This window comes from Halomonas huangheensis, from assembly GCF_001431725.1.
GTDB classification, from domain to species: Bacteria; Pseudomonadota; Gammaproteobacteria; order Pseudomonadales; family Halomonadaceae; genus Halomonas; species Halomonas huangheensis.
Window position 1 is genome coordinate 4706532 of sequence record NZ_CP013106.1, and the last position, 25761, is coordinate 4732292.

23 protein-coding genes are annotated in these 25761 nt (G+C 57.8%); 3 read left to right on the plus strand and 20 right to left on the minus strand.

Annotated elements, in window-relative coordinates:
* Positions 1–100: 100 nt before the first annotated feature.
* The gene (locus AR456_RS20505; protein WP_021819476.1) at positions 101–1081 is read right to left on the minus strand and encodes a PstS family phosphate ABC transporter substrate-binding protein; all 981 of its coding nucleotides are present in this window, start codon (positions 1079–1081) and stop codon (positions 101–103) included.
* 126 nt (positions 1082–1207) lie between these two features.
* Between AR456_RS20505 and AR456_RS20510 the strand changes: the two genes are divergently transcribed.
* Complete coding sequence (locus tag AR456_RS20510) at positions 1208–1585, plus strand: acyl-CoA thioesterase (protein ID WP_021819477.1); 378 nt, start codon at positions 1208–1210, stop codon at positions 1583–1585.
* Between the two features lie 55 nt (positions 1586–1640).
* Here AR456_RS20510 and AR456_RS20515 read toward each other — a convergent pair whose 3' ends face one another.
* The 3 genes from AR456_RS20515 to hexR form a co-directional block, all read right to left on the minus strand.
* Positions 1641–2732 (minus strand): TRAP transporter substrate-binding protein, encoded by a 1092-nt coding sequence (locus AR456_RS20515; protein WP_021819478.1) that lies wholly within the window; start codon positions 2730–2732, stop codon positions 1641–1643.
* Positions 2733–2861: 129 nt separating this feature from the next.
* Positions 2862–5066 carry a DNA helicase II gene (gene uvrD / locus AR456_RS20520; RefSeq protein ID WP_021819479.1) on the minus strand — a complete coding sequence of 735 codons (2205 nt, stop codon included), beginning with the start codon at positions 5064–5066 and terminating at the stop codon, positions 2862–2864.
* Positions 5067–5229: 163 nt separating this feature from the next.
* The gene (gene hexR, locus AR456_RS20525) at positions 5230–6090 is read right to left on the minus strand and encodes a transcriptional regulator HexR (RefSeq protein WP_021819480.1); all 861 of its coding nucleotides are present in this window, start codon (positions 6088–6090) and stop codon (positions 5230–5232) included.
* Positions 6091–6398: 308 nt separating this feature from the next.
* Here hexR and AR456_RS20530 point away from each other — a divergent pair, with 308 nt between their 5' ends.
* Positions 6399–6611 (plus strand): PA3496 family putative envelope integrity protein, encoded by a 213-nt coding sequence (locus AR456_RS20530; protein WP_021819481.1) that lies wholly within the window; start codon positions 6399–6401, stop codon positions 6609–6611.
* Positions 6612–7118: 507 nt separating this feature from the next.
* On the opposite strand, the gene AR456_RS20535 is transcribed toward AR456_RS20530, so the two are convergent.
* Entirely contained in the window at positions 7119–8459 is a 1341-nt protein-coding gene (locus AR456_RS20535; RefSeq protein WP_021819482.1) for a sodium-dependent transporter, read from the minus strand.
* A gap of 305 nt (positions 8460–8764) precedes the next feature.
* Positions 8765–9652 (minus strand): DUF72 domain-containing protein, encoded by an 888-nt coding sequence (locus AR456_RS20540; protein ID WP_021819483.1) that lies wholly within the window; start codon positions 9650–9652, stop codon positions 8765–8767.
* Between the two features lie 278 nt (positions 9653–9930).
* Here AR456_RS20540 and AR456_RS20545 point away from each other — a divergent pair, with 278 nt between their 5' ends.
* Entirely contained in the window at positions 9931–11340 is a 1410-nt protein-coding gene (locus AR456_RS20545; RefSeq protein WP_021819484.1) for an MATE family efflux transporter, read from the plus strand.
* Between the two features lie 169 nt (positions 11341–11509).
* On the opposite strand, the gene glmS is transcribed toward AR456_RS20545, so the two are convergent.
* The 14 genes from glmS to AR456_RS20615 all read right to left on the minus strand — a co-directional run bounded on the left by glmS (position 11510) and on the right by AR456_RS20615 (position 25726).
* On the minus strand, positions 11510–13348 hold the full coding sequence (gene glmS / locus AR456_RS20550; RefSeq protein ID WP_021819485.1) for a glutamine--fructose-6-phosphate transaminase (isomerizing): 1839 nt from the start codon (positions 13346–13348) through the stop codon (positions 11510–11512).
* 106 nt (positions 13349–13454) lie between these two features.
* The gene (glmU, locus tag AR456_RS20555) at positions 13455–14816 is read right to left on the minus strand and encodes a bifunctional UDP-N-acetylglucosamine diphosphorylase/glucosamine-1-phosphate N-acetyltransferase GlmU (protein ID WP_021819486.1); all 1362 of its coding nucleotides are present in this window, start codon (positions 14814–14816) and stop codon (positions 13455–13457) included.
* A gap of 42 nt (positions 14817–14858) precedes the next feature.
* Positions 14859–15962, minus strand: coding sequence for an FAD:protein FMN transferase (locus AR456_RS20560; protein ID WP_021819487.1), 1104 nt, complete (start codon positions 15960–15962; stop codon positions 14859–14861).
* A 27-nt stretch (positions 15963–15989) separates the two neighbouring features.
* A complete protein-coding gene (locus tag AR456_RS20565; protein ID WP_021819488.1) occupies positions 15990–16787 on the minus strand; it encodes an undecaprenyl-diphosphate phosphatase in 798 nt (265 codons plus the stop codon).
* A gap of 221 nt (positions 16788–17008) precedes the next feature.
* The gene (gene mgtE, locus AR456_RS20570; RefSeq protein ID WP_021819490.1) at positions 17009–18385 is read right to left on the minus strand and encodes a magnesium transporter; all 1377 of its coding nucleotides are present in this window, start codon (positions 18383–18385) and stop codon (positions 17009–17011) included.
* A 138-nt stretch (positions 18386–18523) separates the two neighbouring features.
* Positions 18524–18949: a F0F1 ATP synthase subunit epsilon gene (locus tag AR456_RS20575; RefSeq protein WP_021819491.1), complete on the minus strand. Its 426-nt coding sequence runs from the start codon at positions 18947–18949 to the stop codon at positions 18524–18526.
* 141 nt (positions 18950–19090) lie between these two features.
* Complete coding sequence (gene atpD / locus AR456_RS20580) at positions 19091–20467, minus strand: F0F1 ATP synthase subunit beta (RefSeq protein WP_021819492.1); 1377 nt, start codon at positions 20465–20467, stop codon at positions 19091–19093.
* A gap of 47 nt (positions 20468–20514) precedes the next feature.
* Positions 20515–21393 (minus strand): F0F1 ATP synthase subunit gamma, encoded by an 879-nt coding sequence (gene atpG, locus AR456_RS20585; RefSeq protein ID WP_021819493.1) that lies wholly within the window; start codon positions 21391–21393, stop codon positions 20515–20517.
* Between the two features lie 99 nt (positions 21394–21492).
* Positions 21493–23037 (minus strand): F0F1 ATP synthase subunit alpha, encoded by a 1545-nt coding sequence (gene atpA, locus AR456_RS20590; protein ID WP_021819494.1) that lies wholly within the window; start codon positions 23035–23037, stop codon positions 21493–21495.
* A 16-nt stretch (positions 23038–23053) separates the two neighbouring features.
* Positions 23054–23593: a F0F1 ATP synthase subunit delta gene (locus AR456_RS20595; RefSeq protein ID WP_021819495.1), complete on the minus strand. Its 540-nt coding sequence runs from the start codon at positions 23591–23593 to the stop codon at positions 23054–23056.
* A gap of 11 nt (positions 23594–23604) precedes the next feature.
* A complete protein-coding gene (locus AR456_RS20600) occupies positions 23605–24075 on the minus strand; it encodes a F0F1 ATP synthase subunit B (RefSeq protein ID WP_021819496.1) in 471 nt (156 codons plus the stop codon).
* A gap of 64 nt (positions 24076–24139) precedes the next feature.
* On the minus strand, positions 24140–24388 hold the full coding sequence (gene atpE / locus AR456_RS20605; RefSeq protein WP_013334203.1) for a F0F1 ATP synthase subunit C: 249 nt from the start codon (positions 24386–24388) through the stop codon (positions 24140–24142).
* Between the two features lie 75 nt (positions 24389–24463).
* Entirely contained in the window at positions 24464–25327 is an 864-nt protein-coding gene (atpB, locus tag AR456_RS20610) for a F0F1 ATP synthase subunit A (protein WP_021819497.1), read from the minus strand.
* Positions 25328–25339: 12 nt separating this feature from the next.
* Complete coding sequence (locus tag AR456_RS20615) at positions 25340–25726, minus strand: ATP synthase subunit I (RefSeq protein ID WP_021819498.1); 387 nt, start codon at positions 25724–25726, stop codon at positions 25340–25342.
* Positions 25727–25761 lie beyond the last annotated feature (35 nt).

The window sequence follows — 25761 nt, forward strand, 5'->3', positions numbered from 1 at the left end:
AATGACCGGGTTCATATAGCAAAGTTAAGGCAATTTCATGACAGCAAGATGACAACCGCCAATTCACAACTTCCCGTCCACCAGGCAAGTTCTCTGATCCTCAGGTCCCGGACAATACATCCAGATCGCCAAATGCCGGCAGGCCAAGGCGTTGCCGCTGAGTCTCGAGCTCGGGAATCGGCAGCGCCACAAACCCCAACTCAGTCACCACCTGTTGTCCGCGTGGTGACAGAATCAGGTCAAGCAGCGCACGCTCCGGCGCTGGTAGGGCGGCGTCTGGAGGACGGTTGACGTACAACAGCAGCTCTCGTGCCATGGGATAGGCCCCACTATGCAGCGTTTGATGATTGGGACTCACAGCCTCTCCACGGGGCCCGATGGCAACGGTATGCACATCGGCCGTCAAGTGGTTGAGGCCAGCATAGCCGATGGCACCAGGATCCGACCCCACTGCGGCGACCACCGCCGCTGAACCGGGCGACGCATTGACCGTGACTCGAAAGTTGCCATCACACAAGGCGGCACGGCGAAACAGCTCATGGGTACCGGACACCGCATTGCGTCCATGCACATGGATGCGCCCCGAAGGTGAGTCGAGCCCCAACTGACTCCAGTGTGTCACTTCTGCTTCAGCACCACAGCGTCGGGTATCGGAAAATATCGCATCCAGTTGCTGCGCAGTAAGCTGCTGAAGGGGGTTATGGCGATTGACTACTATCACCAGCGCATCTCGACCTACTGCCACGCGCGTCGGCTGATATCCATGACGTTCAGCAAAACTCGAGCGCTCGTTATCCAGCATCGGTCGCGACATGGGCCCGATCAGCGTCGTACCCGCGGTCAGTGCTGTCGGGGCGCTGGCAGAGCCGCTGGCCTGCATCTGCACCCTCAGGCCGGGATGATCCTGCCTCAGAAGCTCTCCCCAGCGCAGCATCAACTCCGCCATGGTATCGGAACCCACGGTATCCAGATTGCCCACCACATCATCAGCCTGGGCCCAGCCTGGGGTCAGACCGAGGCAACACAGCAACAACAGGCAGACGATATTTCCTGTTATCTGAAGATTTCGCAACAACTGCATGGACCCTCCGCGCAGTGATGTGGTCTATCAGCAAGTAGAGGGGCGGTATATAGCATGGCATGATGTCAGCACATGCTAGTGTCGCCACAATAACCACAATGACAACAATGCGTCAGGACGACCACCATGACTGAAGTCGATGACATTCCAACTCCCCGTGGCCAACTGGCCCTGAAAATCGCCGCAACACGTGCGCATACCAATGCCCATGGCGATATTCCCGCCGGCTGGCTGATCAGTCAGATGGACCAGGCTGCTGAACTGACTGCAGGCCGCGAGGCCCATGGACGCACAGCCACCGTGGCAGTGGAAACCATGGATTTCCTGTGTCCGGTACGCGTCGGTTCAGTGATCAGCATCTATACCGAGGTTGGCGATATCGGCCACAGCTCGATCAAGATTGATGTCGAAGTATGGGATGACGAGCTACACAAGGTCACCGAAGCCTACTTCGTGATGGTGGCTCTGGACGACAACGGCCGTATCCGAGCAGTACAGACATGAACCATAACGACAAGCTACGAGCGGCGGAAGGCCAACTCGTAGCTCGTTCTCGGTATCAGCTCTGTACCACGCTCTCACGAGCTTTCAGGTAGGCGAACTCACCTACGTCGGTGAAACCGCGCACCTTCTGCTGGAAGGCCTGGTAGGATTCGAAGATCTTCGCAGACGGCGGATCACTGTCTACCTGCTGCTGAATCACCTGCTGAGAGGAATCGTACAGCGCCTTGATGACATCCTCAGGGAAAGCGCGCAGTTGAACGTCATGTTCGTTGACCAGCGTGTCCAGCGCTTCGGCGTTGCGCAGTGCGAATTCGCTGATCATGGCCAGATTCGAGGCCATCGCGGCTTCGGTCACCACCGCCTTGAGGTCGTCTGGCAGTGCGTTCCAGGCATCCAGATTGACGGTGCCTTCGAGTATCGCGCAGGGCTCGTTCCACGCTGAGGTGTAGTAGTAGTCCGCCACCTGATGAAGGCCGAAGGCCAGATCGTTGTAGGGGCCAACCCAATCCGCTGCATCCAGCACACCAGTCTGCAATGAGGTGAAGATTTCACTGCCGGGAATGGTCAGGGTGGAAACACCGATGCCGGCCATTGCTTCACCCGCCAAGCCTGGCAGACGCAGTTTGAGCCCCTGCATGTCATCAAGAGAGTTGATTTCCTTCTTGAACCAACCCGCCATCTGGGTGCCGGTGTTACCTACCGGGAAGGGCTTGAGGTTGTGCTCGGCATAGAGCTCATCCCAGAGTTTCTGGCCATCGCCGTAGTACAGCCAGGCATTGGTCTCGGTGGTGTTCATACCAAAGGGAACGGCGGTGAAGAACTGGGATGCCGCCACCTTGCCACGCCAGTAATAGGACGCGGAATGTCCCATCTCGGCGGTGCCCTGAGCCACGGCATCGAACACTTCCATGGCCGGTACCATCTCACCGGCACCGTGTACCTTTACGCGCATCCGCCCGCCGGAAAGGCGTTCGATACGCGCCGCGAAATCATTGGCACCGGTGCCCAGTGCAGGAAAATTCTTCGGCCAGGACGTCACCATATTCCAGGTGATGGTGTCCTGGGCGCTGGCGGTACTGACGAAGGGGGCTGCGGCAACACCGGCAGCACCAATACCGGCAGTCTTGAGGAAGGAACGGCGTTCCATTAGGCGTGCTCCTGAGGTTGTTATGTCGGCGCCGACATTATCCTGTGGCGCAGTGTCCGCCAGGCAGTATGCGGGAAACGGAAATTAGCCTGCAAGCGGCTCCTGATCAGCTCAGTGTGCCCTTCTCCCTCACAACGGAGTCAGTTTGGCAAAACCCAGCACCAACCATTTGTCGCCTTCATCCTCGAAACTGACATGGACACGCGCCCGCTCGCCCTGCCCTTCAGCATTGATGATCACTCCTTCTCCGAACACCGGGTGCGCAACGCGCTGGCCCAGCGCCAGGGCCGGCAGGTCATCACTGGCGTCAATGCTCGCCTGCTGCCAGCGGGATGGAGACGGCCTGACACTCACGGGTCGCGACACCTGGCCACGCAGACGGACCTCCTCAAGCAGCGATTCCGGTAATTCACGCAAGAACCGTGACGGACGCTGGAAGGTTTCCTTGCCATGCATGCGACGTATCTCGGCATGGGTCAGGTAGAGCTTGTGCATGGCCCGGGTAACGCCGACATAACATAGGCGCCGCTCCTCTTCGAGTCGACCATGCTCCTCAAGCGACATGCGATGAGGGAAAAGCCCCTCCTCAACACCGGCAATGAACACCACCGGGAACTCCAGCCCCTTGGCCGAGTGCAGCGTCATCAACTGCACACTATCCTCGAACTCGTCGGCTTCATGATCTCCAGCGTTGAGTGCGGCTTCGGCAAGGAAGGCCTCGAGCGCCACCATGCCTTCACCGACTTCGATATCTCCCTGAGTCTCGCCCTGCACGAACGCCCTTGCCGCATTGATCAGTTCCTCAAGGTTCTCGACTCTCGCCTGGCCCTTTTCGCCTTTTTCATTGCGGTGGTGTTCGATCAATCCGGTGCGCTTGTTGATCAACTCGATGATGCGATGCAGCTCGAGCCCGGAGGCTTCGTCATCGCAACCGTCAATCAGATCAGCAAATGCCTTGAGAGAGGTCGCCGCGCGTCCCTTCAGCGAGCCATCGGCAAGTGCGTCGTGCAGCGCCTGCCACAATGGGACCTCGGTGTGACGAGCCCGCTCACGCAGAATCTCGACGGTACGCGTGCCGATGCCACGCGCCGGGACATTGATGACCCGCTCGAGGGAGGCGTCATCGTCACGATTCAACAGCAGGCGCAGATACGCCAGTGAGTTCTTGATCTCGAGACGTTCGTAGAAGCGATGCCCACCATAGATACGATAAGGCATACCCTGACGGATCAGTGTTTCCTCGAGCACTCGCGACTGGGCGTTGGAGCGGTAGAGAATGGCGATGTCACGGCGATTGATCCCTTCGTCCACCCTGGATTTGATGGTATCGACGATGAAGCGTGCCTCGTCCATATCATTGAAGCCGGCATATACCGAGATCGGCTCTCCACGCTCGCCTGCCGTCCACAACTCCTTGCCCATACGGTCAGAGTTCTGACGAATCAAGGTATTGGCGGCCTCGAGGATGGCGCTGGTAGAGCGATAGTTCTGCTCGAGGCGTACGGTGCGCGTATCCGGAAACTCTTCCTCAAAGCGACGAATATTCTCGATCCGTGCGCCGCGCCAGCCATAGATCGATTGATCATCATCACCCACCACGGTCATCGGTGTACGCTGGCCGGTCAACAGCTTGAGCCAGGCATACTGCAGGGTGTTGGTATCCTGGAACTCATCGACCAGAACATGGCCGAAACGCTCCTGATAGTGGGCCAGTAGCGCTGGATTATCACGCAACAGCTCGAGACTGCGCAGTAGCAACTCGCCGAAATCGACCAGACCGCCACGCTCACAGGTCAGTTGATAGACGTTATACAGCTCTGCCATCTGCTCGACATAGGCGTCCCCGTTGACCTTCACCTGGTGGGGCCGTAACCCCTCTTCCTTGCAACCGGAGATAAAGGACTGCACCTGGCGCGGTGGAAAACGCTCGTCATCGATCCGGCCATCTTTCAACAGGCGTTTGATCAGACGCAGTTGGTCATCGGAGTCGATGATCTGGAAATGCTGGGGCAGGCGTGCATCCTGCCAGTGAGTGCGCAGCAGGCGATGAGCAATGGAGTGGAAGGTGCCTACCCAGACATGGCGCAGCGACATCCGCAGCACCGACTCCAGGCGCGTACGCATCTCGCGTGCCGCCTTGTTGGTAAACGTCACCGCCAACACTGCATAGGGCGATAGGCCCTCAACCTGCATCAACCAGGCGATGCGATGCACCAGCACCCGTGTCTTGCCGGAACCGGCACCGGCCAGCACCAGCATATTGCCTTGCGGGGCACATACCGCTTCGTGTTGAGCCGGATTGAGGCCGTCGATGATCGCCGTGACATCATCCATGAACAAGACACCGTCGTGGTCGAAAATGGAAGCCTAGTCTACCACAGCGATGCTGGATGAATGGACAGTAAGAAAAGAGAGAGGGAAGGAAGAAGAAGGAAGAGAAAAGCCGGGAGCCGGGGTTACTTCCCTCTTCCAACTCACCTCTTACAGCTCGCCCGAATCATTTCTCGTCCGGTTCAGGGTAACGCAGCGGGTTGAGGCTGCGCTTGACCGATTTGAGCTGTTCGGCAAGTTTGGGGCCACGAGTCTTGGCCACGCCCACTGCCAACACATCGACCAGCACCAGGTGGGCGATACGTGAGCTCATCGGGGTATAGATCTCGGTGTCTTCATGGACATCGATGTACAACGGCAAATTGACTTCTCCGGCCAGCGGCGAGCCGCTGGGGCACAAACCAATCACGGTGGCACCGGCTTCGCGCGCCAGCTTGACGCTGGCGACCAACGCACGAGTACGACCGGTCTGGGAAATCGCCACCACCACATCGCCTTCCTTGAGCGTCACTGCCGACATGTTCTGCATATGCGGATCGGCATAAGCGGCTGTGGATATCTGCAGGCGGAAGAACTTGTGCTGAGCATCGAAGGCGACAGCCCCCGAAGCGCCAAAGCCATAGAACTCGACACGATTGGCCATGGCCAATGCATTGATGGCCTTGTTCAGCCCTTCATTGTCGAGTCGGTCACGAATCGACAACAGGGTCCCCACGGTGGAATCGAAGATGCTATGCGAGAATTCAGCGACAGAATCGCTATCGTTCATCGAGAACTGGGCGAACTGGCTACCGGCGGCCAGCATCTGCGCCATCTTCAGCTTGAAGTCCTGAAAACCGTCACAACCGAGGGCGCGACAGAAGCGCACCACTGTCGGCTCACTGACCTTGGCTTCCGTGGCCAGGTCAACGATCCGCATGTGGATAACTTCTTCCGGATTACGCAACACGAAACGTGCCACCTTCTGCTCGGAGCGCCGGAAGTGCTCCATGCGACGTCGCATTTCATCAAACAGCGCCCGACTCACCCTGAACACCTCACTCAACTGAAGAACTTACATGACAGAAGAACTTGTATAACTGAAAACCAGGCATACGGCGTATATCGCCATTATCAGAATGCAGTATGCCCGAAGCACAGCAGGAATGCTTGTAACCTGGTTCCGGTTGGCATGCGTGAGAGCGGTCGCGAGTCCTCCAGCACAGGCCTGCCTGGTATGACCTTGCAGATCTGAGCTCCCGATCGTCATCTTTTTGTCAAGTACGGTATAGTAAAAGATGCAGTGTCGCGCAGCGTCCTTGATGCCGGCACATTCACTGCATAGGAGAGTCGATCATGCGCAATGTCGAACGGTTAACCTCCCTCAAGAGTGAACTCCTCGACATCTTCATGAGCATGGAAGTCGCCGAACACGAACGGCGCTCCCGTACCGCCGCACAGCGCAATCTACGCGCTCGCCGCGGAATCGAACTTCATCGGGAATTCAAGCGTCTATCCGAGGATATTGCGGAGCTCCCCGAAGACGCCGTAGAAGACGAAATGCATTGATCAGCCCGTTCTGATCCTGAAGGAGTTCTTCAAGGATCAGACTTGAAAACACTGCGGGCCTGAGACAGGGCGTTGCGACTACCTGAAGCGCAGCGTTCATGAGCAGTCCTCCACGGGATCCAGTTCCGGTATCCCGTAGGGCGTTGTCACCGCAAAAATTGCCACCACAGAAGTGGCGCCACCTCTGGCTTTCGGCGCCAAAGCCCCCCTCATGCCAAAGCCCCTATCATGCCAAAGCACCTGTCACGCCAGAGTCCCACTCGCGCCAATCTCTTCACACACTCCCTGCCACTCTACTCATGTCCGCAAGCACTGCAGAGATATCACCAGCCAACCGGCAGGATAGTGTCTCCCTCCCTCAACAGGATTCCAGAGCCCAGTCATCAAGGACCTGGGCATTCAACACTGAAGACACCAAACACTGAAGATACCAGAACACGCAGAATGGAACGCTGAAGCCCGGCGGTTGCCGGGCTTCAGGGAGTCGTACTGCTATATCATCAGCTGCTACAGGCTAGCAAAGAACACCACCAGCACACCGATCGGCGCGACAAACCTGGTCAGTAGAGTCCACAGACCAAAACCTGTGTCCCCCAGCTCCAGTTCCGCACGCACTTCTTCCTTGCTCAAGAACCAGGCAGCAAAGACCACCGCACCAAGCCCCGTCAACGGTAGCATGAACTTGCTGGTCAGCTTGTCGAGAAGGTCGAAGATGCCAAGATCAAAGAAGGTAACGCCGCTCCACAGATTGAACGACAACAGCGCGGCAACCCCCAATAGCCAGGCCGCCAGGCCAGCAACAATCGCGGAAGGCGCGCGTGACAGCGGTGTACGCTCCTCAAGGAACTCAGTCACCGGCTCGAGCAGTGAAATCGCCGAGGTCAGAGCGGCAAAGGTCAACAGCACAAAGAACATCAAGCCGAGAATAGCGCCACCGGTCATATTGCCGAATGCCACCGGTAGCGTCACAAAGATCAGGCTCGGGCCGGATGCAAGATCCAACTGATTGGCGAAGACAATCGGGAAGATCGCCAAACCAGCTCCCAGCGCAATAACGGTATCCATGATCACCACGGTACGCGCGGTCTTGATCAGGTTGACCTCTTTGCCGAGGTAGGAACCGTAGGCCAGCATGATGCCCATACCCAGCGACAGCGTGAAGAATGCATGGCCCAACGCTGCAAGTACGGTCTCACCGGTGAGCTTGCTCCAGTCTGGGCTGAACAGATAAGTGACAGCTTCACCGAAGTGGCCGGTCGTCATGCCGTAACCCACCAACACCAGCAGCAGTACTGCCAGCGCCGGCATCATGATATTGACCGCGCCTTCCAGTCCCTTGGTCACACCACGGGCTACGATCAGGATCACTACCAGCATGAATACAGAGTGCCACATCAACAACAGGCCGGGATTGCCCAGCATGCCCTCGAACAGGCTACCAATGCCTTCAGCAGTCTGGCCGGAAAAATCACCGGTAACGCTACCCAGTGTGTAATAGAGCGACCAACCGCCGATCACGCTGTAGAAGGAAAGGATCAGGAAGGCGCCGAGAACCCCCGACACACCGACCAGTGCCCAGGCACGAGTCCGCCCTGCACTGTGAGCAACCTTGCTCATGGTCGTAACCGGGTTACTTTGACCGCGCCGGCCAAGCATCCACTCGGTAACCAGAATCGGCAAACCAATCAAGAAGATACACAGAAGATACACAAGCACGAAAGCGGCACCGCCGCTCTGCCCCACCATGTAGGGAAACTTCCAGATATTGCCGAGCCCCACTGCAGAGCCAGTAGCAGCGAGAATGAACGAAAAGCGCGAAGACCACTGCGCATGATTGGCTTTGGACATATTCCACCCGTTGGATACGTGTCATCACCGATCGATCAGATGCGATGATGGGTTGTGTTTGTAGTCGCCACGTCCTCGATGTCCCGGTTCGCGGGCACATCATTCAACAAGGGGTCTGACGGATGTCAGCAGGATCACTGCCGTTACACCACTCAATTCGGCACCGGATCAGGTACCGATGTGGACCGGCGAGCACAAGTGCCGCAGTACACCGGGTAGGTGTAATACACGGAACTGGCCCATGGCAAGTGACGAACGACCGGACAAATTAGCCGATGATGCGGAAAAACACCAGAGTCCTTTCGTCACAGTAGTCGATTCTGCCGCTCTCCAGCGAAGGGAGCCAACTCAGGCAAGTCATCCACGGAATCATGCAGCAGCCTGGCCAACTGCGGCGCGCTGCGGTTATCCGCAGTATGCACAAACAGGAAAGGGGTTTTCCCCTGTTTTATCCACAGGCTAAGTCGATCTCGCCAGGCTGCGAAGTAGCTCTCATTGATGGAATTGTCAAGATGGCCAATGAAGCGAATCAAAGGAAAATCTCCCGTAGAGATCACGTGCAATGGGACTTTTGGCTTTTCTGCCTGTGCCTGAAGGAGTTCAGGCCGGTCGTCCGAGTCAGTCGAAAACAGCGGTCGTACGTCGAGCATCACACGGTTGGCAGCATGAGTTATCAACAACCTGTTGAAATTTCGCTCGGCATCACCCTTGTGGAAAAAATCACTGTGTCTCGCCTCGACTGCACAAGGAATTTCTGAAGGCCAACGTTCCAGCAACCTCTCCAACGCAGGCAGCTCGGAAGAGCCGAAGTCACGCGGCAACTGAATCATCATCGGCCCCAGCAGGCCTGACAGTGGTGACAGTGCACTCAGGAAGTGGTCAAGACCAGCGTCGATATCCTGCAGACGCTGCACATGGGTCAACTGTCGCGGTAGCTTGAAACAGAAACGGAAGTGCGCAGGCGCTTGAGCGGCCCAACCAGCAACAACTTCAGGGCGTGGAGCACCGCTGTAGAACGTCGTATTGCCTTCCACCGCGGAAAACACTCCAGCGTACTCCTCCAGCCAGTGCTCCCGACCAGCGTGCGGTGGAAAAAGGCTGTAACGCCAATCAGGGTTGGCCCACATCGCCAGGCCCATATACAACGATGGCTGATGTTGTGGCGAATGTCTGCTGATGTCGGGCCCCGTCATGGCGTGGTGTCAGTCCTTTGCATGGCTATCCCGCTACCCGAACCAATCCGGCAGCTTGCAGGTCTTATGGTAACTACCTTCAGCAGCGCTCAGCAGTAACTTTGCTATTATCTTGAGCAGACCCTGTCAGTGACACAGCACCACTCAAGCAATGCCGGATTGCCTGCGAATCGTTTTACAGGATCAGGCTTCTTCCACAGGATCAAGTGCCTGATCCTGCCTGCTTCATCGGTGTACAACCTTTTCACCTGCATGACCTGTGCTGCAAAGGATTGCCCATGACTCGCTCTCATCGCGATCTGACCGTTGGCTCAACACTTTCCACGCTGATCCGTCTCGCGGCACCGATCGTTGTAGCCAACATGCTGCAGACTGCCTATCAGCTGATCGATGCCTTCTGGGTCGGGCGATTGGGTGCGAATGCCGTCGCCGCAGTATCACTGAGCTTTCCCGTCCTGTTCCTGTTGATCTCGGTAGGCATCGGTCTGGCAGTCGCCGGCACCATCCTCGCTGCTCAACATTATGGTCGAAGAGAGCTGGATGCCGTCAATCACGTCGCGGCTCAGGCCATGCTCGGCATGATCGTGCTGTCACTCCTGTTGGCGATCACTGGCTATCTGATCAGTCCCCACGCCGTGACCTTTCTCGGCGCCAGCACGGAGGTGGCTCCGCCTGCTGCCGACTATCTGCAGATTTCCTTTCTCGGTATGCCATTCATGTTCGTCTATGCCGCCTTCCAGTCACTGATGCGCGGTGTAGGCGATGCGCGCACCCCGTTATGGATAGTATTCGGCACCGTGGTACTCAACTTCATCCTCGACCCACTGCTGATCCTCGGGCTCGGCCCAGTACCGGCGATGGGCGTCTCCGGTGCCGCGGTGGCCACGGTTATTACCCAGGCCCTGTCCGCTGTCATCGGCTTGTATCTACTGTTCTATGGACGTTTCGGCATTCAGTTGCAATGGCATCATATGCGTCCCGACCTCCACCTGTTGTGGCGACTGTTTGCACTTGGCGGGCCCACGGCAGTGGAACAGAGTACACGTGCTCTGGGTATGATGCTGATGACGACACTGGTTGCCGGTTTCGGTACCGTGACTCTCGCTGCCTACGGCATCGGTACCCGCCTGCTCAGCTTCGTTATCATTCCGGCATTGGGGCTGGCCCAGGCAACCTCTGCGCTGGTGGGACAGAACATCGGTGCCGGCAAGGTGGAACGCGCCGAGAAAACGGCCAACTTGAGCGCGCTGATTGCCTTTGTGTCGCTGACAGTGGTCGGCATACTGGCGGCAATCTTCGCCGAACCACTGGTCGCCATCTTCGTTCCCGACACGCCTGAAGTGATTACCGAAGGCGCCCTGTTTCTGCGTCTAATGGCACTGACCTTTGGCCTGATGGGGGCTCAGACGGTAATCGCTGGAGCCTTCCGTGGTGCCGGCGATACCATGGTGGCAATGATCATCGCCCTGGTATCACTGTGGATGCTGCAGTTCCCGCTGGCCTGGCTGCTGGCGGAGCGCACCAGCCTTGATGAGGTCGGAATCTGGCTAGCCTATCCGATCCAGAATGTCGTTACCGTGCTGGTTGCCTGGTATTGGTTCCGCAGTGGTCGCTGGAAACAGCACCAACTGCTCGATCCGCAATCTTCCGCAACACCACCACTCGCCCCCCCTCCCCGAGCCCCTTGACTCCCCGTGCCCTTGCGTAGCACAGCTATGACAGGAGTCACTCCACAATCAACGTATCCTGCTCAAGAGGCCTGATCAAAAAGAGAACCGCCACTCAGAGGTGGCGGTATCTACGATCTTCTACAACGACCTGGCCATCCTTCAACAGTAGCCAGTCATGACAGTTGCACTACTCTACGGTCACTGACTTGGCCAGGTTACGCGGCTGATCGACGTCAGTGCCCTTGAGCACGGCCACGTGATAAGACAGTAACTGCAGCGGCAGGGTATACAGTATCGGTGCCAGAGCTTCGTGGATATGCGGAAGATGCAGCACACTGATGCCCTCCGCCGGTGTCAGGCCTACGTTCTCATCGGCAAAGACATAGAGCTCACCGCCCCTGGCACGTACTTCCTGAAGGTTGGACTTGAGTTTGTCGAGCAGATCATCATTGGGCGCCACTGAGATCACTGGCATCTCACTATCGACCAGCGCCAATGGCCCGTGCTTGAGCTCACCAGCCGGATAGGCCTCGGCATGAATATAGGAAATTTCCTTGAGCTTGAGTGCGCCTTCCTGAGCTATCGGAAAGTGAGCGCCACGCCCCAGGAACAAGGCATGGTGTTTCTCGGCGAAGGCGGTGGACAGTGCCTCGATATCAGCATCCAGTCCCAATACCTGGCTACACAGGCCCGGCAGGCGACGCAATTCCTCGACCAGTTCAGCCTGCTCATCATCCGGCATGCCACGTACCCGCCCCAGCGCCAGGGTAAACAGCATCAAGGCCGTCAGTTGGGTGGTAAAGGCCTTGGTCGAGGCGACGCCGATCTCGGGGCCGGCCTGAGTCATCAGATTCAGGCTGGCCTCACGCACCAGCGAGCTACCGGGTACATTGCAGATCCCCAGGCTACCCAGGTAGTTGCCCTGCTGCATGGCGAAGCGCAACGCCGCCATGGTATCGGCGGTCTCGCCAGACTGGGACAGGGTGACAAAGAGCGTACCTTCAGGCACCACCACACGACGATAGCGGTACTCCGAGGCGACTTCGACCTGTACCGGAACGCCGGTATAACGCTCGAGCCAGTAACGCGCCACCATGCCAGCATGGTAACTGGTACCACAGGCGACAATATGAATATTCCGCACTGCACGGAACAGCGCCTCGGCATCTGGCCCAAAGCTCTCCACCAACACCGAACGATCGCCCAGACGACCTTCCAATGCCGCAGCAATCACCGCCGGCTGCTCATGGATCTCCTTGAGCATGTAGTGGCGATAGTCGCCCTTGCTTGCCGCACCATCGCCATGCTCGAAGGTCTGTATGGGACGCTCTACCGCTGCTCCAGAGGCATCAAAAATCTCGATACGGCCACCGCTGGACAGACGTACCACATCGCCCTCGAGCAGATAGATGAAGCGGTCGGTCACCTGCAGCAATGCCAGCGGATCAGAGGCAAGGAAAGCCTCATCAATGCCCACTCCCACAACTAACGGACTGCCCTTGCGAGCGCCCACCACGACCTCGGGCTCGTCCACCGTCATCACACCCAGCGCGTAAGCACCATCGAGACCTGACACGACTTGCTTGAAAGCCGTCAACAGATCGCCCGCTGTGCGTGATTCACGCTCCAGCAGGTGAGCGATCACTTCGGTGTCGGTTTCCGACTCGAACACATACCCTTGGGCCGAGAGTTCCTCGCGTAGAGGTTCATGGTTCTCGATGATGCCGTTGTGCACCACTGCCAGACGCTCGCGAGACTGGTGAGGATGTGCATTGGGTTCGCTGGGCCGCCCATGAGTCGCCCAGCGGGTATGCGCAATACCTGAATTACCCGCCAGACTCTCGCTCGCAAGGCGTTCAGCCAGGGCTTGCACCTTGCCTACCGCACGTTGCCGCTTGAGCGCTCCGTGCTTATCGCAAACCGCCATACCCGCGGAATCATAACCGCGATACTCGAGGCGCCTGAGGCCCTCGAGCAGAATGTTCTGAACATTTCGCTGCGCTACCGCGGCAACAATGCCACACATCGCCAGGCTCCTGAAAAATTCGTTGAACTTGCAGGTCCACCGCATTCCAACTCAAGCGATGGGATGGTTCTTCAAGAAATACGTATCACCAGCTCTTGGCTGAATACTAATCGTCCTTCGAGGGACGCGGCCAATCCGCCCTGGCAATCTGCCGTGAGCGGCCCACCGCCAAACTGTGGTCGGCCACATCACGACTGATGGTTGACCCTGCCCCTATCGTTGCTGCTTTTCCGATACTCACCGGAGCTACCAGCGCCGAATTGGAGCCGATGAAGGCCTCATCACCAATGTCGGTACGATGCTTGTTGGCGCCGTCATAGTTGCAGGTGATAGTGCCTGCTCCGACGTTGACGTCACGCCCGAGTCGCGCATCGCCGATATAACTCAAGTGATTGATCTTGCTACCTTCGCCAACCTCGGCATTCTTGGTCTCGACGAAATTTCCAACCCGCGCACGCACCGCCAGACGCGACCCCGGACGCAGCCGCGCAAAGGGTCCAACATTGTTCAGGCCGGCCAGTACCGCACCATCGATCACGCTGTGTGCATCGATTCGGCACTCGGCGCCAATATGACTATTACGGATCACACAATAGGGACCGATATGCACTCCCTCGCCGAGTTCGACATCTCCTTCGAACACGCAACCAACATCGATCTGCACATCGTGACCACAGCGTAAGGTGCCACGGACATCAATACGCGCCGGATCAGCCAGTGCCACACCATCGGCCATCAGCGATTCGGCAACCTCTCCCTGCAGTGCGCGCTCGAGGCGTGCCATCTGTGCACGGTTGTTGACGCCCTCGACCTCCATCGCCCGCTGCGGCTGCTCGGTAGCAATCTCGATACCTTCTGCCGCCGCCATGGCGATAACGTCGGTGAGGTAGTACTCCGCCTGGGCATTACTCGCTGATAGCTGCGGCAACCAGCGTTTCAGCTGAGTGGCCGTCATCGCCATGATGCCGGTGTTGCATTCCTGAATGGCCAATTCCTCGGCGGAGGCATCCTTGTGTTCGACGATAGCGACCGCTCTGCCTTCGGCATTGCGCACGATCCGGCCATAACCGCTGGGGTCATCAAGACTGACGGTAAGCAAGCCCATATGCTGCTCATCGACATGCGCCAGCAACGCTTCCAACGTCGCTCGACGAATCAGCGGTACATCGCCGTAGAGCACCAGCACCTTGCCTTCGCCGATAGCATCCGCAGCCTGAGCCACTGCATGTCCGGTACCCTTCTGTTCGGCCTGCACGGCAAAACGTACCTGATAATCGGCCAGCGCCTCGCGGACACTCTCGCCGCCATGGCCTATCACCACGTGAGTGCGATCGACAGACAATCCCTGCGCGGTATCCAGAACATGACGTACCAGCGGCTTGCCGGCCAGTTCATGGAGTACCTTGGGCAGGCTGGATCGCATACGGGTGCCTTGTCCGGCAGCCAGTATCACAACATCGAGGCTCATGATCACTCCTTATTGGTGTATCCCAGCGGCAACAACATCATTCTAGTCGGCACTCACCACCTTCAGCCCCAGTGAATCGACCATATTCTGACCGAATCGTTCGACAAATGCCGGGCTGACACGACTTTCCCAGCCGTCTCCGGCTCGAACCAGCATCATCACAGGAATGTCTTCACGAATCGCCACATCCATGCCTGCATCCTCCCCGAGTACGGTCAGCGCTGTCGCCCAGGCATCGGCGTAGGCATTGGAGGGATGTACCACGCTGATCGATGCCAGGTGATGAGTAATTGGCCGACCAGTACGCGGATCAATGGTGTGCGAGTAACGTTTGCCATCCTGCTCGAAGTAATGGCGGTAGTCGCCGGATGTCGCAATCGAGACATCCTCGAGGCCGATGACGTGCTCCGCCTGAGGTTCCAACGTATCGCGGGGCACTTCGACGCCAATGCGCCACAATCCGGAATCGCCATTGCGATGCCCCTTGACCTTCACCTCGCCACCGATATTGACGAGATAGTTCTCGATCCCCTGACGATCCAGCCAGGCCGCGACTTCATCGGTGGCAAAGCCCTTGGCAACACCAGACAGATCGACATAGACATCGCGCAATCTGCGAACTCGCGAGTCGTCGCTATCCAGCTCGACAGCATCCATTCCCACTGTGGCCAGGCGTTGTTCAAGCACGGCCTCATCAGGCACCTGCTCTGGCTGTGCGTCGGGGCCGAAACTCCATAGATTGACCAGATCGCCGACTGTAACGTCAAAGGCTCCATCGCTCAGGTCGTGAACTTCCTGACTGACCTCCAGCACCGTCATGAACTCTTCGGAAATGCTCTGCCATTCACCGATAGGTGCCTGATTGAGGGCCGACAGCTCGGAATCGTCACGCCAGGTCGACATCGACTCATCCACCTGATGCATCTCATCGAGGATTCCCTGTTCGATCTCTTCCTGGCGACCCGTATCCATCGGGTCAGCAATCGACACCTGGTAGAAGGTGCCAAAGATATCGCCATTGAAACTTACCAGCGATGATTGCTGCTCCTCGGCCTGCTCCTGAGTGTCATTGTCACAACCACTCAAAGCAGACACCAACGCTACCAGCAGCATCGGCAGGAACAACTTTCGAGAATCAAGAGTCATTACGGGTCCCTCGAGATTAGGGCTATATCAGGCGAACAGCCACAGCAACGCGAGACCGAGCAGTACTCGGTAGACCACGAAAGGCTGCATGCCAATGCGCTTGATGAACGCAAGGAAATAGTGAATGCACAGATAGGCAGAGATGGCCGACAGCAAGGCGCCCAATGCCAGGTTACCCCAATCGACATCAACGCCGGTGTTCGCCAGCTCGACACCTTCGAGGCCTCCGGCAAGTACAATCACGGGTATCGACAACAGGAAGGAAAAACGCGCACTGGCCTCACGGCTGAGTCCCAGCAATAGTGCCATGGTCATGGTGATACCGGAACGCGAGGTACCTGGAATCAAGGCCAACGCCTGAGCACAACCAATCCATAGCGCGTCCTTCCAGGTCATTCGATACTCACTACGCTTACCACGACAGCGCCAGTCGGCAATCCCCAACACAACACCGAAGAAGATCAAACCAAAGACCATGATCAACGGTGAGCGTGCAGCCGTTTCAAGAAAGTCCTGAAGCAACAGGCCTGCTATGCCCACCGGAATAGTGGCAATGATCACCCACCAGGCAAGACGCGCATCCTCATCGGTGCCCTTGCCAGTGACACTGCGACACCAACTGCCGATCATGCGCAGTAACTCGTCACGAAAGTAGAGCACGACTGCCGTCAGACTCCCCACATGCAGTGCCACATCGAAGGCCAGCCCCTGATCCGGCCAGTCAGTAAGCACCGGCACCAGGATCAGGTGAGCGGAGCTGGAAACAGGGAGAAACTCGGTAAGTCCCTGTATAAGCGAAAGAACTAATATTTGAAGCCAATCCATGGTCACAACCCGTAGGCCCTGGGGGTAAAAACAATCGCAAAAGGATACACTTCAGTGGCCTCGATGTCCGCCCGGTGATCAATACACCTGAAATATCTGCTTCGACATCCGTGTATTCCTGACCACACTCTTTCCCGACCACACTTTCCTGGCCACATCTTTCTTTTGGTTCATCGCACTTTGCCGGCCACACTCTGCCATGAATGCTCCCCCTGCCTGGCTCATCCCACGCCGGACAGGATGGCGGTAGCAATCGAGAAGTAGATGATAACCCCAGAGGCATCGATCAAGGTGGTCACCAATGGCGCCGAGGCTGTCGCTGGATCCCAGCCAAGTCGATCAAGCACAAAGGGCAGGCACATACCCAACAGGCTGCCGAACAGCACAATGCAGACCATACTGATCGCCACCACGATCGCCACCGCTTCTCCGGCACGAATCATACCGATTGGCGCGACAGCCAGTGCCATGGTCAGCCCCAATGAACCTGCCACCAGCAGCTCTCTACCCAACAGCTTGCCCCAGTCCTTCACGCCGACATCGCCAGTGGCCATACCACGGACCATCAAGGTTGCCGCCTGGGCTCCGGCATTACCGCCACTACCGATCAGCAACGGCAGAAAAAACACCAGCGTGACCTGAGCGGCAATGGTGTCCTCGAAATGCGCGATACCAGCGCCGGAAAACAGATTGCCGAACACCAGCAGTACCAACCAGGTAACACGCTTGCGGTACAGGCTCCACAACGGTACCCGCGAAACGCCATCCTCGAGTTGCCCTATCGACATCCCCTTGTGGATATCTTCCGTCGCCTCGGACTCGACCACATCCATCACGTCATCGTGGGTGACGATCCCCACCAACCGCTGGTCAGCATCGACCACTGGTAACGCCAGCAGGTCATAACGCGCGACCATGCGCGCCACTTCCTCCTGGTCGACATCGACACTGATCTTGATCACGTCGCGGATCATCAGATCATCGATCAATGCCTGAGGCCGCGCGACCATTAACTGGCGCAGTGACATGGTCCCCGCGAGACGCCCTTGATCATCAATCACATACAGCTGATAGACCGTCTCGGCATCCGGTGCAGTCTGGCGTACTCGCATCATCGCCTTGGCCACCGTAAGATCAGCCGGGATGGCGACATAATCCGAGGTCATCAGAGCACCGGCAGTGCCCTCTTCGTAACTGGCAAGACGCTTGAGTGCCTCACGCTCACGATGAGCCATACGTCTCAGCAGCGCTTCCTTGCGGTCGTCACCGAGTACCTTGAAGATATCCGCTCGTTCATCCGAGCCCATTCGATCAAGAATCCGTACCAGCTGAGAATCCTTGATTGCATCACTGACCTTCTCCTGTTCGTCGCCAGGCAAGTGACCAATGACACTGGCCTGACGCTCGACCGGTAGCTGCTGCAACAGCTCCAACGCCGTTTTCAGCTCATCATCGTCCTCGATCAAATGCTCGAGAATCTCAGCCAGATCGGCAGAGCGAATCTCAGGCAGCCTCTCATCAAGGGCTGCCTGATCCCCTATCGCCAATGCCCGCAGCAACTCGTGCTTATACATATCGACAGTGGTGCTGAGACCCATCGCCCTCTCCTGATTGGCGCCAATCCATTGATGATGTTGCGCTCTTGTTCTTCAACATCACCGAGACACAAACAAGTACGCCCCCCGAATGGTATTACATTCGGGGGGCGCAGGAGGTACAGCTATGGAGGACGCGTATCAGCCCTTGCCCGCCTTCTTGCGCAGCTGCTGAATGGTACGCAGTTGCGCCATGGCCTCGGCAAGTTCAGCTGCGGCACGGGTATAGTCCATCTCCGCAGTCTTGTCGTCCATGGCCCTGACAGCCTGCTTGCGGGCTTCTTCGGCAGCAGCCTCGTCCAGATCCGCCGCACGCACCGCAGCATCAGCCAGCACGATTACCTTGTCCGGCTGCACTTCGATGAAGCCGCCGGAAACATAGAAGTGCTCTTCGCTGCCTTCGTTCAGCACACGGACAGGGCCCGGCGCCAATTCAGTCAGCAATGGTGTATGGCCGGCCAGGATGCCGAGATCCCCCATGATGCCAGCCGCCACCACCTGCTCGGCACTACCGGAGTAGACCGAGGTTTCGGCGCTGACGATCTCGCACTGAATGGTTTTCGTCATTATGACGTCTCCCGGGTAATTGAAAGCCCCGATAGTGGCGAACCGTCGTCTTGTCTGTTGCCCTGTCCAGCCCTGCTACAGATGACTGAAGCGGGGCTGGAAGGTTCAAGTCGACAGAGCCTGTCGGCGCCTCCAGAGGGATTACTTCATCTGGTTGGCTTTCTCGACCGCCTCGTCAATGGTGCCGACCATGTAGAAGGCCTGCTCGGGCAGCTCATCGTAATCACCGTTGAGGATACCCTGGAAACCACGGATGGTTTCCTTCAGCGACACGTACTTGCCGGGCGAGCCAGTGAAGACTTCCGCAACGAAGAATGGCTGTGACAGGAAGCGCTGGATCTTACGCGCACGTGCCACGGCCTGCTTGTCTTCGTCAGACAGCTCGTCCATGCCGAGGATGGCAATGATGTCCTTGAGCTCCTTGTAGCGCTGCAGGACGCCCTGCACACCACGTGCCGTCTCGTAATGCTCATCACCCACCACCAGTGGATCGAGCTGACGAGACGTGGAATCCAGCGGATCGATGGCCGGATAGATACCCAGCTCAGCGATGGAGCGCGCCAGTACCACGGTCGCATCGAGGTGCGAGAAGGTGGTCGCCGGAGACGGGTCGGTCAGGTCATCCGCGGGCACGTAAACGGCCTGCACGGAAGTGATCGAGCCAGTCTTGGTCGAGGTGATACGCTCCTGCAGAACGCCCATTTCCTCGGCCAGAGTCGGCTGGTAACCCACCGCAGACGGCATACGACCCAGCAGTGCAGACACCTCGGTACCCGCCAGGGTGTAACGGTAGATGTTGTCGACGAACAGCAGAACGTCACGACCTTCGTCACGGAACTTCTCGGCGATGGTCAGGCCGGTCAGGGCCACACGTAGACGGTTGCCGGGCGGCTCGTTCATCTGGCCGTAGACCAGTGCCACCTTGTCGAGAACGTTGGATTCCTGCATCTCGTGATAGAAGTCGTTACCCTCACGAGTACGCTCACCGACACCGGCAAATACGGAATAACCGCTGTGCTCGGTGGCGATGTTACGAATCAGCTCCATCATGTTGACGGTCTTGCCGACACCGGCGCCGCCGAACAGACCGACCTTACCGCCCTTGGCGAAAGGACACACCAGGTCAATAACCTTGATGCCGGTCTCGAGCAGTTCGTTGGTGGCTGCCTGATCCGCGTAGCTCGGAGCCTTGCGGTGGATCGGCATGCGTTCTTCTTCACCGATGTCACCCGCCTCGTCGATCGGCTCGCCGAGTACGTTCATGATCCGACCCAGGGTCGCCTGACCGACCGGCACGGAAATCGCACTACCGGTGTTTTCGGTAACCATGCCACGCTTGAGCCCTTCGGTAGAGCCCATAGCGATGGTACGAACCACACCGTCACCCAGCTGCTGCTGGACTTCCAGAATGGTTTCCTTGTCGGCGACCTTCAGCGCGTCGTAGACCTTGGGAACATCGTCCCGCGGAAACTCTACGTCAATCACCGCGCCGATGATTTGTACGATACGTCCGCTCATCTTGGTTCCTCTCAAAATACCTGCAATTGAAACCTGCTTGCCCGGCGCTATACGGCAGCGGCGCCACCAACGATCTCGGAGATTTCCTGGGTAATCGCAGCCTGACGGGCCTTGTTGTACACCAGTTCCAGATCATCGATGAGGTTGCCCGCGTTGTCCGTCGCACTCTTCATGGCGACCATGCGCGCTGCCTGCTCACAGGCCACATTCTCGGCCACAGCCTGGTAGACCTGCGCTTCAACGTAGCGCACCAGCAGGCTGTCGAGCAGCGCCTTGGCATCCGGCTCATACAGGTAGTCCCAGCTGTTGGGACGCGTGTTCTCGTCGTCCTGCGCAGTATCGGTTTCTTCGGTCAGCGGCAATAGCTGACGGACCACCGGCTTCTGCGTCATGGTGTTGACGAATTCATTGTGCACCACGTAAAGACGATCCAGGTTGCCTGAGTCGTAGGCATCCAACATCACCTTCACGCTACCGATCAGATCATCAAGCTTCGGCGTCTCGCCCAGGCCGCTTACCGCTGCCACCAGGTTTCCGCCGTACTTGCGGAAGAACCCACCGGCCTTGCTGCCCAGTGCACAGAAGTCCAGGTCGGCACCCTTGTCGTGCCACGCTCTGGCTTCCTTGACCGCCGCCTTGAACAGGTTGACGTTCAAGCCGCCGCAGAGACCACGGTCAGAGGAGACAACGATAAACCCGACACGCTTGACCTCACGCTCGTCCATCCACGGATGGCGATACTCCGGGGTCGCCCGGGAGAGGTGACCCACAACAGCACGGATCTGCTCTGCATACGGCTGAGACGCCTGCATGCGATCCTGGGTCTTGCGCATCTTCGACGCTGCCACCATCTGCATCGCATTGGTGATCTTCTGCGTGTTCTTGATGCTCGCAATCTGAGTGCGAATCTCTTTTCCGACTGCCATGGCGATCTACCTTTGTTCGGGGCTCTCAGAAGGTTCCAGGGCCCGCCTTTGCGCTATCGAAAACACTCGGCCGAAAAACGCTCGACGGGCCAACGGGAATTACCAGCTCTGGGAAGCCTTGAACTTCTCGAGACCTTGCTTCAAGCCGTCCTTGATCTCGTCGTTGTAGTCGCCAGTGTCGTTGATCTTGTCGATCAGGTCGCTGTACTCGGACTTCATGAACTCATGCAGGGCATGTTCGAAGTCGAGCACCTTCTTGACCTCGACGTCATCGAGGAAACCTTCGTTGGCGGCAAACAGCGAGAGCGCCATTTCTGCAACGGACATCGGCGAGTACTGCTTCTGCTTCATCAGCTCGGTGACGCGCTGACCGTGCTCCAACTGCTTGCGCGTGGCCTCATCGAGGTCAGATGCAAACTGGGAGAACGCCGCCAGCTCGCGGTACTGAGCCAGTGCCAGACGCACACTACCACCAAGCTTCTTGACGATCTTGGTCTGCGCAGAACCACCGACACGCGATACCGACAGACCGGCGTTGATCGCCGGACGGATACCGGAGTTGAACAGGTCAGCCTCGAGGAAGATCTGGCCATCGGTGATCGAGATCACGTTGGTCGGAACGAACGCGGAAACGTCACCGGCCTGAGTCTCGATGATCGGCAGGGCGGTCAGAGAACCTGTCTTGCCCTTGACTTCACCGTTGGTGAACTTCTCGACATAGTCAGCATTGACGCGCGCAGCACGCTCGAGCAGACGAGAGTGGAGATAGAAGACGTCACCCGGATAGGCTTCACGGCCCGGCGGACGACGCAGCAGCAGGGAGACCTGACGATAGGCCACGGCCTGCTTGGACAGATCGTCATAAACGATCAGCGCGTCTTCACCACGGTCACGGAAGTACTCGCCCATGGTGCAGCCGGAGTAGGCGGCGAGGAACTGCATCGGTGCAGGATCAGCAGCACCGGCGGCAACGACGATGGTGTGCTCCATGGCGCCGTGCTCTTCGAGCTTGCGCACCACGTTGGCAATCGTCGACTGCTTCTGGCCGATGGCGACGTAGACACAGGTAACACCAGTGCCTTTCTGGTTGATGATGGCATCGATGGCGATCGCTGACTTACCGATCTGACGGTCACCGATGATCAGCTCACGCTGACCACGACCGATCGGCACCATGGCGTCGATCGATTTGAAACCGGTCTGGATCGGCTCATCGACCGACTGACGGGTGATAACGCCCGGTGCGACCTTTTCCACCGCATCGGTGAGGCTGGTGCCCAGATCACCCTTGCCATCAATCGGGTTACCCAGAGCGTCGACCACGCGGCCGCGCAGCTCGGGGCCTACCGGCACTTCGAGGATACGACCGGTACACTGTGCGGTCATGCCCTCTTCAAGCTCCAGGTAGTCACCCAGAACCACGGCACCGACATTGTCGCGCTCGAGGTTCAGGGTCATACCATAGATGCCACCGGGGAATTCAATCATCTCACCGAACATTGCGTCGGCGAGGCCGTGGATCTGCACGATACCGTCAGACACGCTGACGATCGTGCCCTGATTACGGGCTTCAGAAGCAACATCCAGCTTTTCGATACGCTGTTTGATGATGTCGCTGATCTCGGAAGGATTCAGTTGCTGCATGCCATGTCCCTCAGACTCAGGCGGAAAGAGCTTCCTTGAGGCGGTTCAATCGACCACGTACCGAACCGTCAATGACGGTGTCACCGGCACGCAGGATCACGCCACCTAGAAGCGTTTTATCCACCTGAGTGGTAATGGAGATTTCGCGGTTCAGACGCTTGGCCAGTGCACTCGCGAGCGATTTTTCCTGGGCCTTGGTCAGCGGATAAGCCGAATGGATATCAACATCCATGCGCTTTTCCTGCTGGGCCTTGAACGCCTCGAACTGTTCGACAATCGCGCCGAGCACCGGCAGACGGCCCTTGTCGCCTACCAGACGGATGAAGTTTCGAAGGTCGTCGTTGATGGCGTCACCACAGACGTCAACGACAACTGCAGACTTCTCCGCACTGGACAGCTTTGGATTGCCGAGGACCCTGGAGCGCATCTCGTCGTCGGCGACGATCTGCGCTACCTGGGCCAGCATGCCGGACCAGTCGTCGAGCGCATCCTTTGCCACAGCATGCTCAAAGGCAGCCTTGGCATACGGACGAGCAATAGTTGACGATTCCGCCATGGGATACCTCCTCAGAGCTCTTTGGCGAGTTTATCGACCAGCGCAGCATGCTGCGACTTGTCGATGGAGGATTCCAGAATCTGCTCGGCGCCCAGAATGGCAAGCTGTGACACCTGGCTGCGAAGCTCTTCCTTCGCACGGTTCACTTCCTGCTCGATCTCGGCCTTGGCCTTGGCAATCATGCGCTCGCCTTCCAGGCGGGCGTCCTCGCGTGCCTGCTCGAGCTTCTGGTTGGCCTGTTTCTGAGCCTGTTCCAGGATCTCGGCCGCTTCTTCCCGGCTCTTGCGCAGGGTTTCGCTGGCCTCTTGCTCGGCGACCTCAAGGTCACGCGCCGCACGGCTGGCAGCATCCAGACCATCGGCGATCTTCTTCTGACGTTCCTGCAACGCTTGCATGACCGGCGGCCATATAAACTTCATGCAGAACCAGACGAAGAACGCAAAGGCGATAGCCTGGCCAACTAGGGTAAGGTTCAGGTTCACGCCAGCACCTCTCGCGTTATGGGTTTGGGGTTAAGGTTCGACAGCTCTTGCGAGCGCCGCTCAATTAACCGACAAACGGGTTCGCGAAGGTGAAGAACAGCGCAATACCAACACCGATCATGGTCACGGCGTCGAGCAGACCAGCGACGATGAACATCTTGACCTGCAGCATCGGAATCATTTCCGGCTGACGCGCAGCGCCTTCCAGGAACTTACCGCCGAGGATACCGAAGCCGATAGCGGTGCCGAGGGCACCCAGACCGATCAGCAGGGACACGGCAATAGCGGTCATACCCAGAACTTGTGCTTCCATGGTGGTCTCTCCAATTTTCGTTTAATGGTTAAGGGTCAGTGGGTTAGGGTTAAGGGTTTGCAACAGTAAAACGTATCAGTGCTTTTCTACCGCCATGCTCAGATAGACGATGGTCAGCATCATGAAGATGAACGCCTGCAGGGTGATGACCAGGATATGGAACACCGCCCAGGTGAAGTGCAGCGGCAGCTGCCACAGGCCAATCATGGCGATCAGAATGAAGATCAGCTCGCCAGCATAGAGGTTACCGAACAGTCGCAGCGCCAGAGAGATCGGCTTGGCCAGCAACGTCACGCTTTCCAGCAGCAGGTTGACCGGCACAAACAATGCCTGGACCAGCTTGTTCGGAGAATTGAACGGGTGCAGGGTCAGTTCGCCGATGAAGCCGGAGACGCCCTTGGCGCGAATGGTATAGAAGATGATCAGGCCGAAGACCGACAATGCCATGCCAAGCGTTGCGTTGATGTCGGTGGTAGGCACGACCTTGAAATAGACATGTGCAGGATCAGCACCAAACATGGCACCAATCTTGGCGGCCAGCATCGGCAGGAAGTCGACCGGCACCAGGTCCATCAGGTTCATCAGGAACACCCAACAGAAGATGGTCAGTGCCAGAGGAGCAATCAGTTGGCTCTTGCCGTGGAAGGTGTCCTTGACCGAGTTGTCGACGAACTCAACCATCAGCTCAACAAAGTTCTGCAACGCACCGGGCACACCCGTGGTGGCTGAATTTGCCACTGTCTTGAACAACCACAGGAACAGCAGACCAAGGCCAATGGACCAGCCCAGGGTATCCAGGTGCACTGCCCAGAAGCCCATGTCGGAGGCTTCCTGAGCGGAATGAGCGATCGACCAACCATTATCGGGGTGAAGCCCGAAGGTCAGGTTCTGCAGGTGGTGCTGGATATACTCCGTAGGAGTCGGATTATTGCCTGCCATGTCTGCCTCGTGTCAGGTGTGCGACGGCCGTTTCACCAGCCAGGGACCCAGCCAGTGGACGAACAACGTCACCACATAAGCGCCAAAGAAAAAAGTTGGGTTTGAAGGAGGCACTGCGATGAACACCAGAGTGAACAGCGCCGCCGTCAAACCGAACTTGCCAGCTTCCGCACGGTAAAATCCGTTAACGATGGCCCGAGAATAACGGGCGCCCTGATAACGGAATACCCGCCAGGCGAAGAAGGCATTGGGCAGAAAAGCCACCAGACCACCGGTTGACGCCGAAGCGGCACCCGATATACCGGAGAGCACAGCTCCCAGCAGACTCAGCAGAGCAACAACCGCCAATTGCGCAAGCAGCAGGCGCTGTACCTGGGGTCGTTGTATCCTGGCCGCCAAGGAGTTCTCCCGCCGCGCCGCCTGGCGCGATCTCA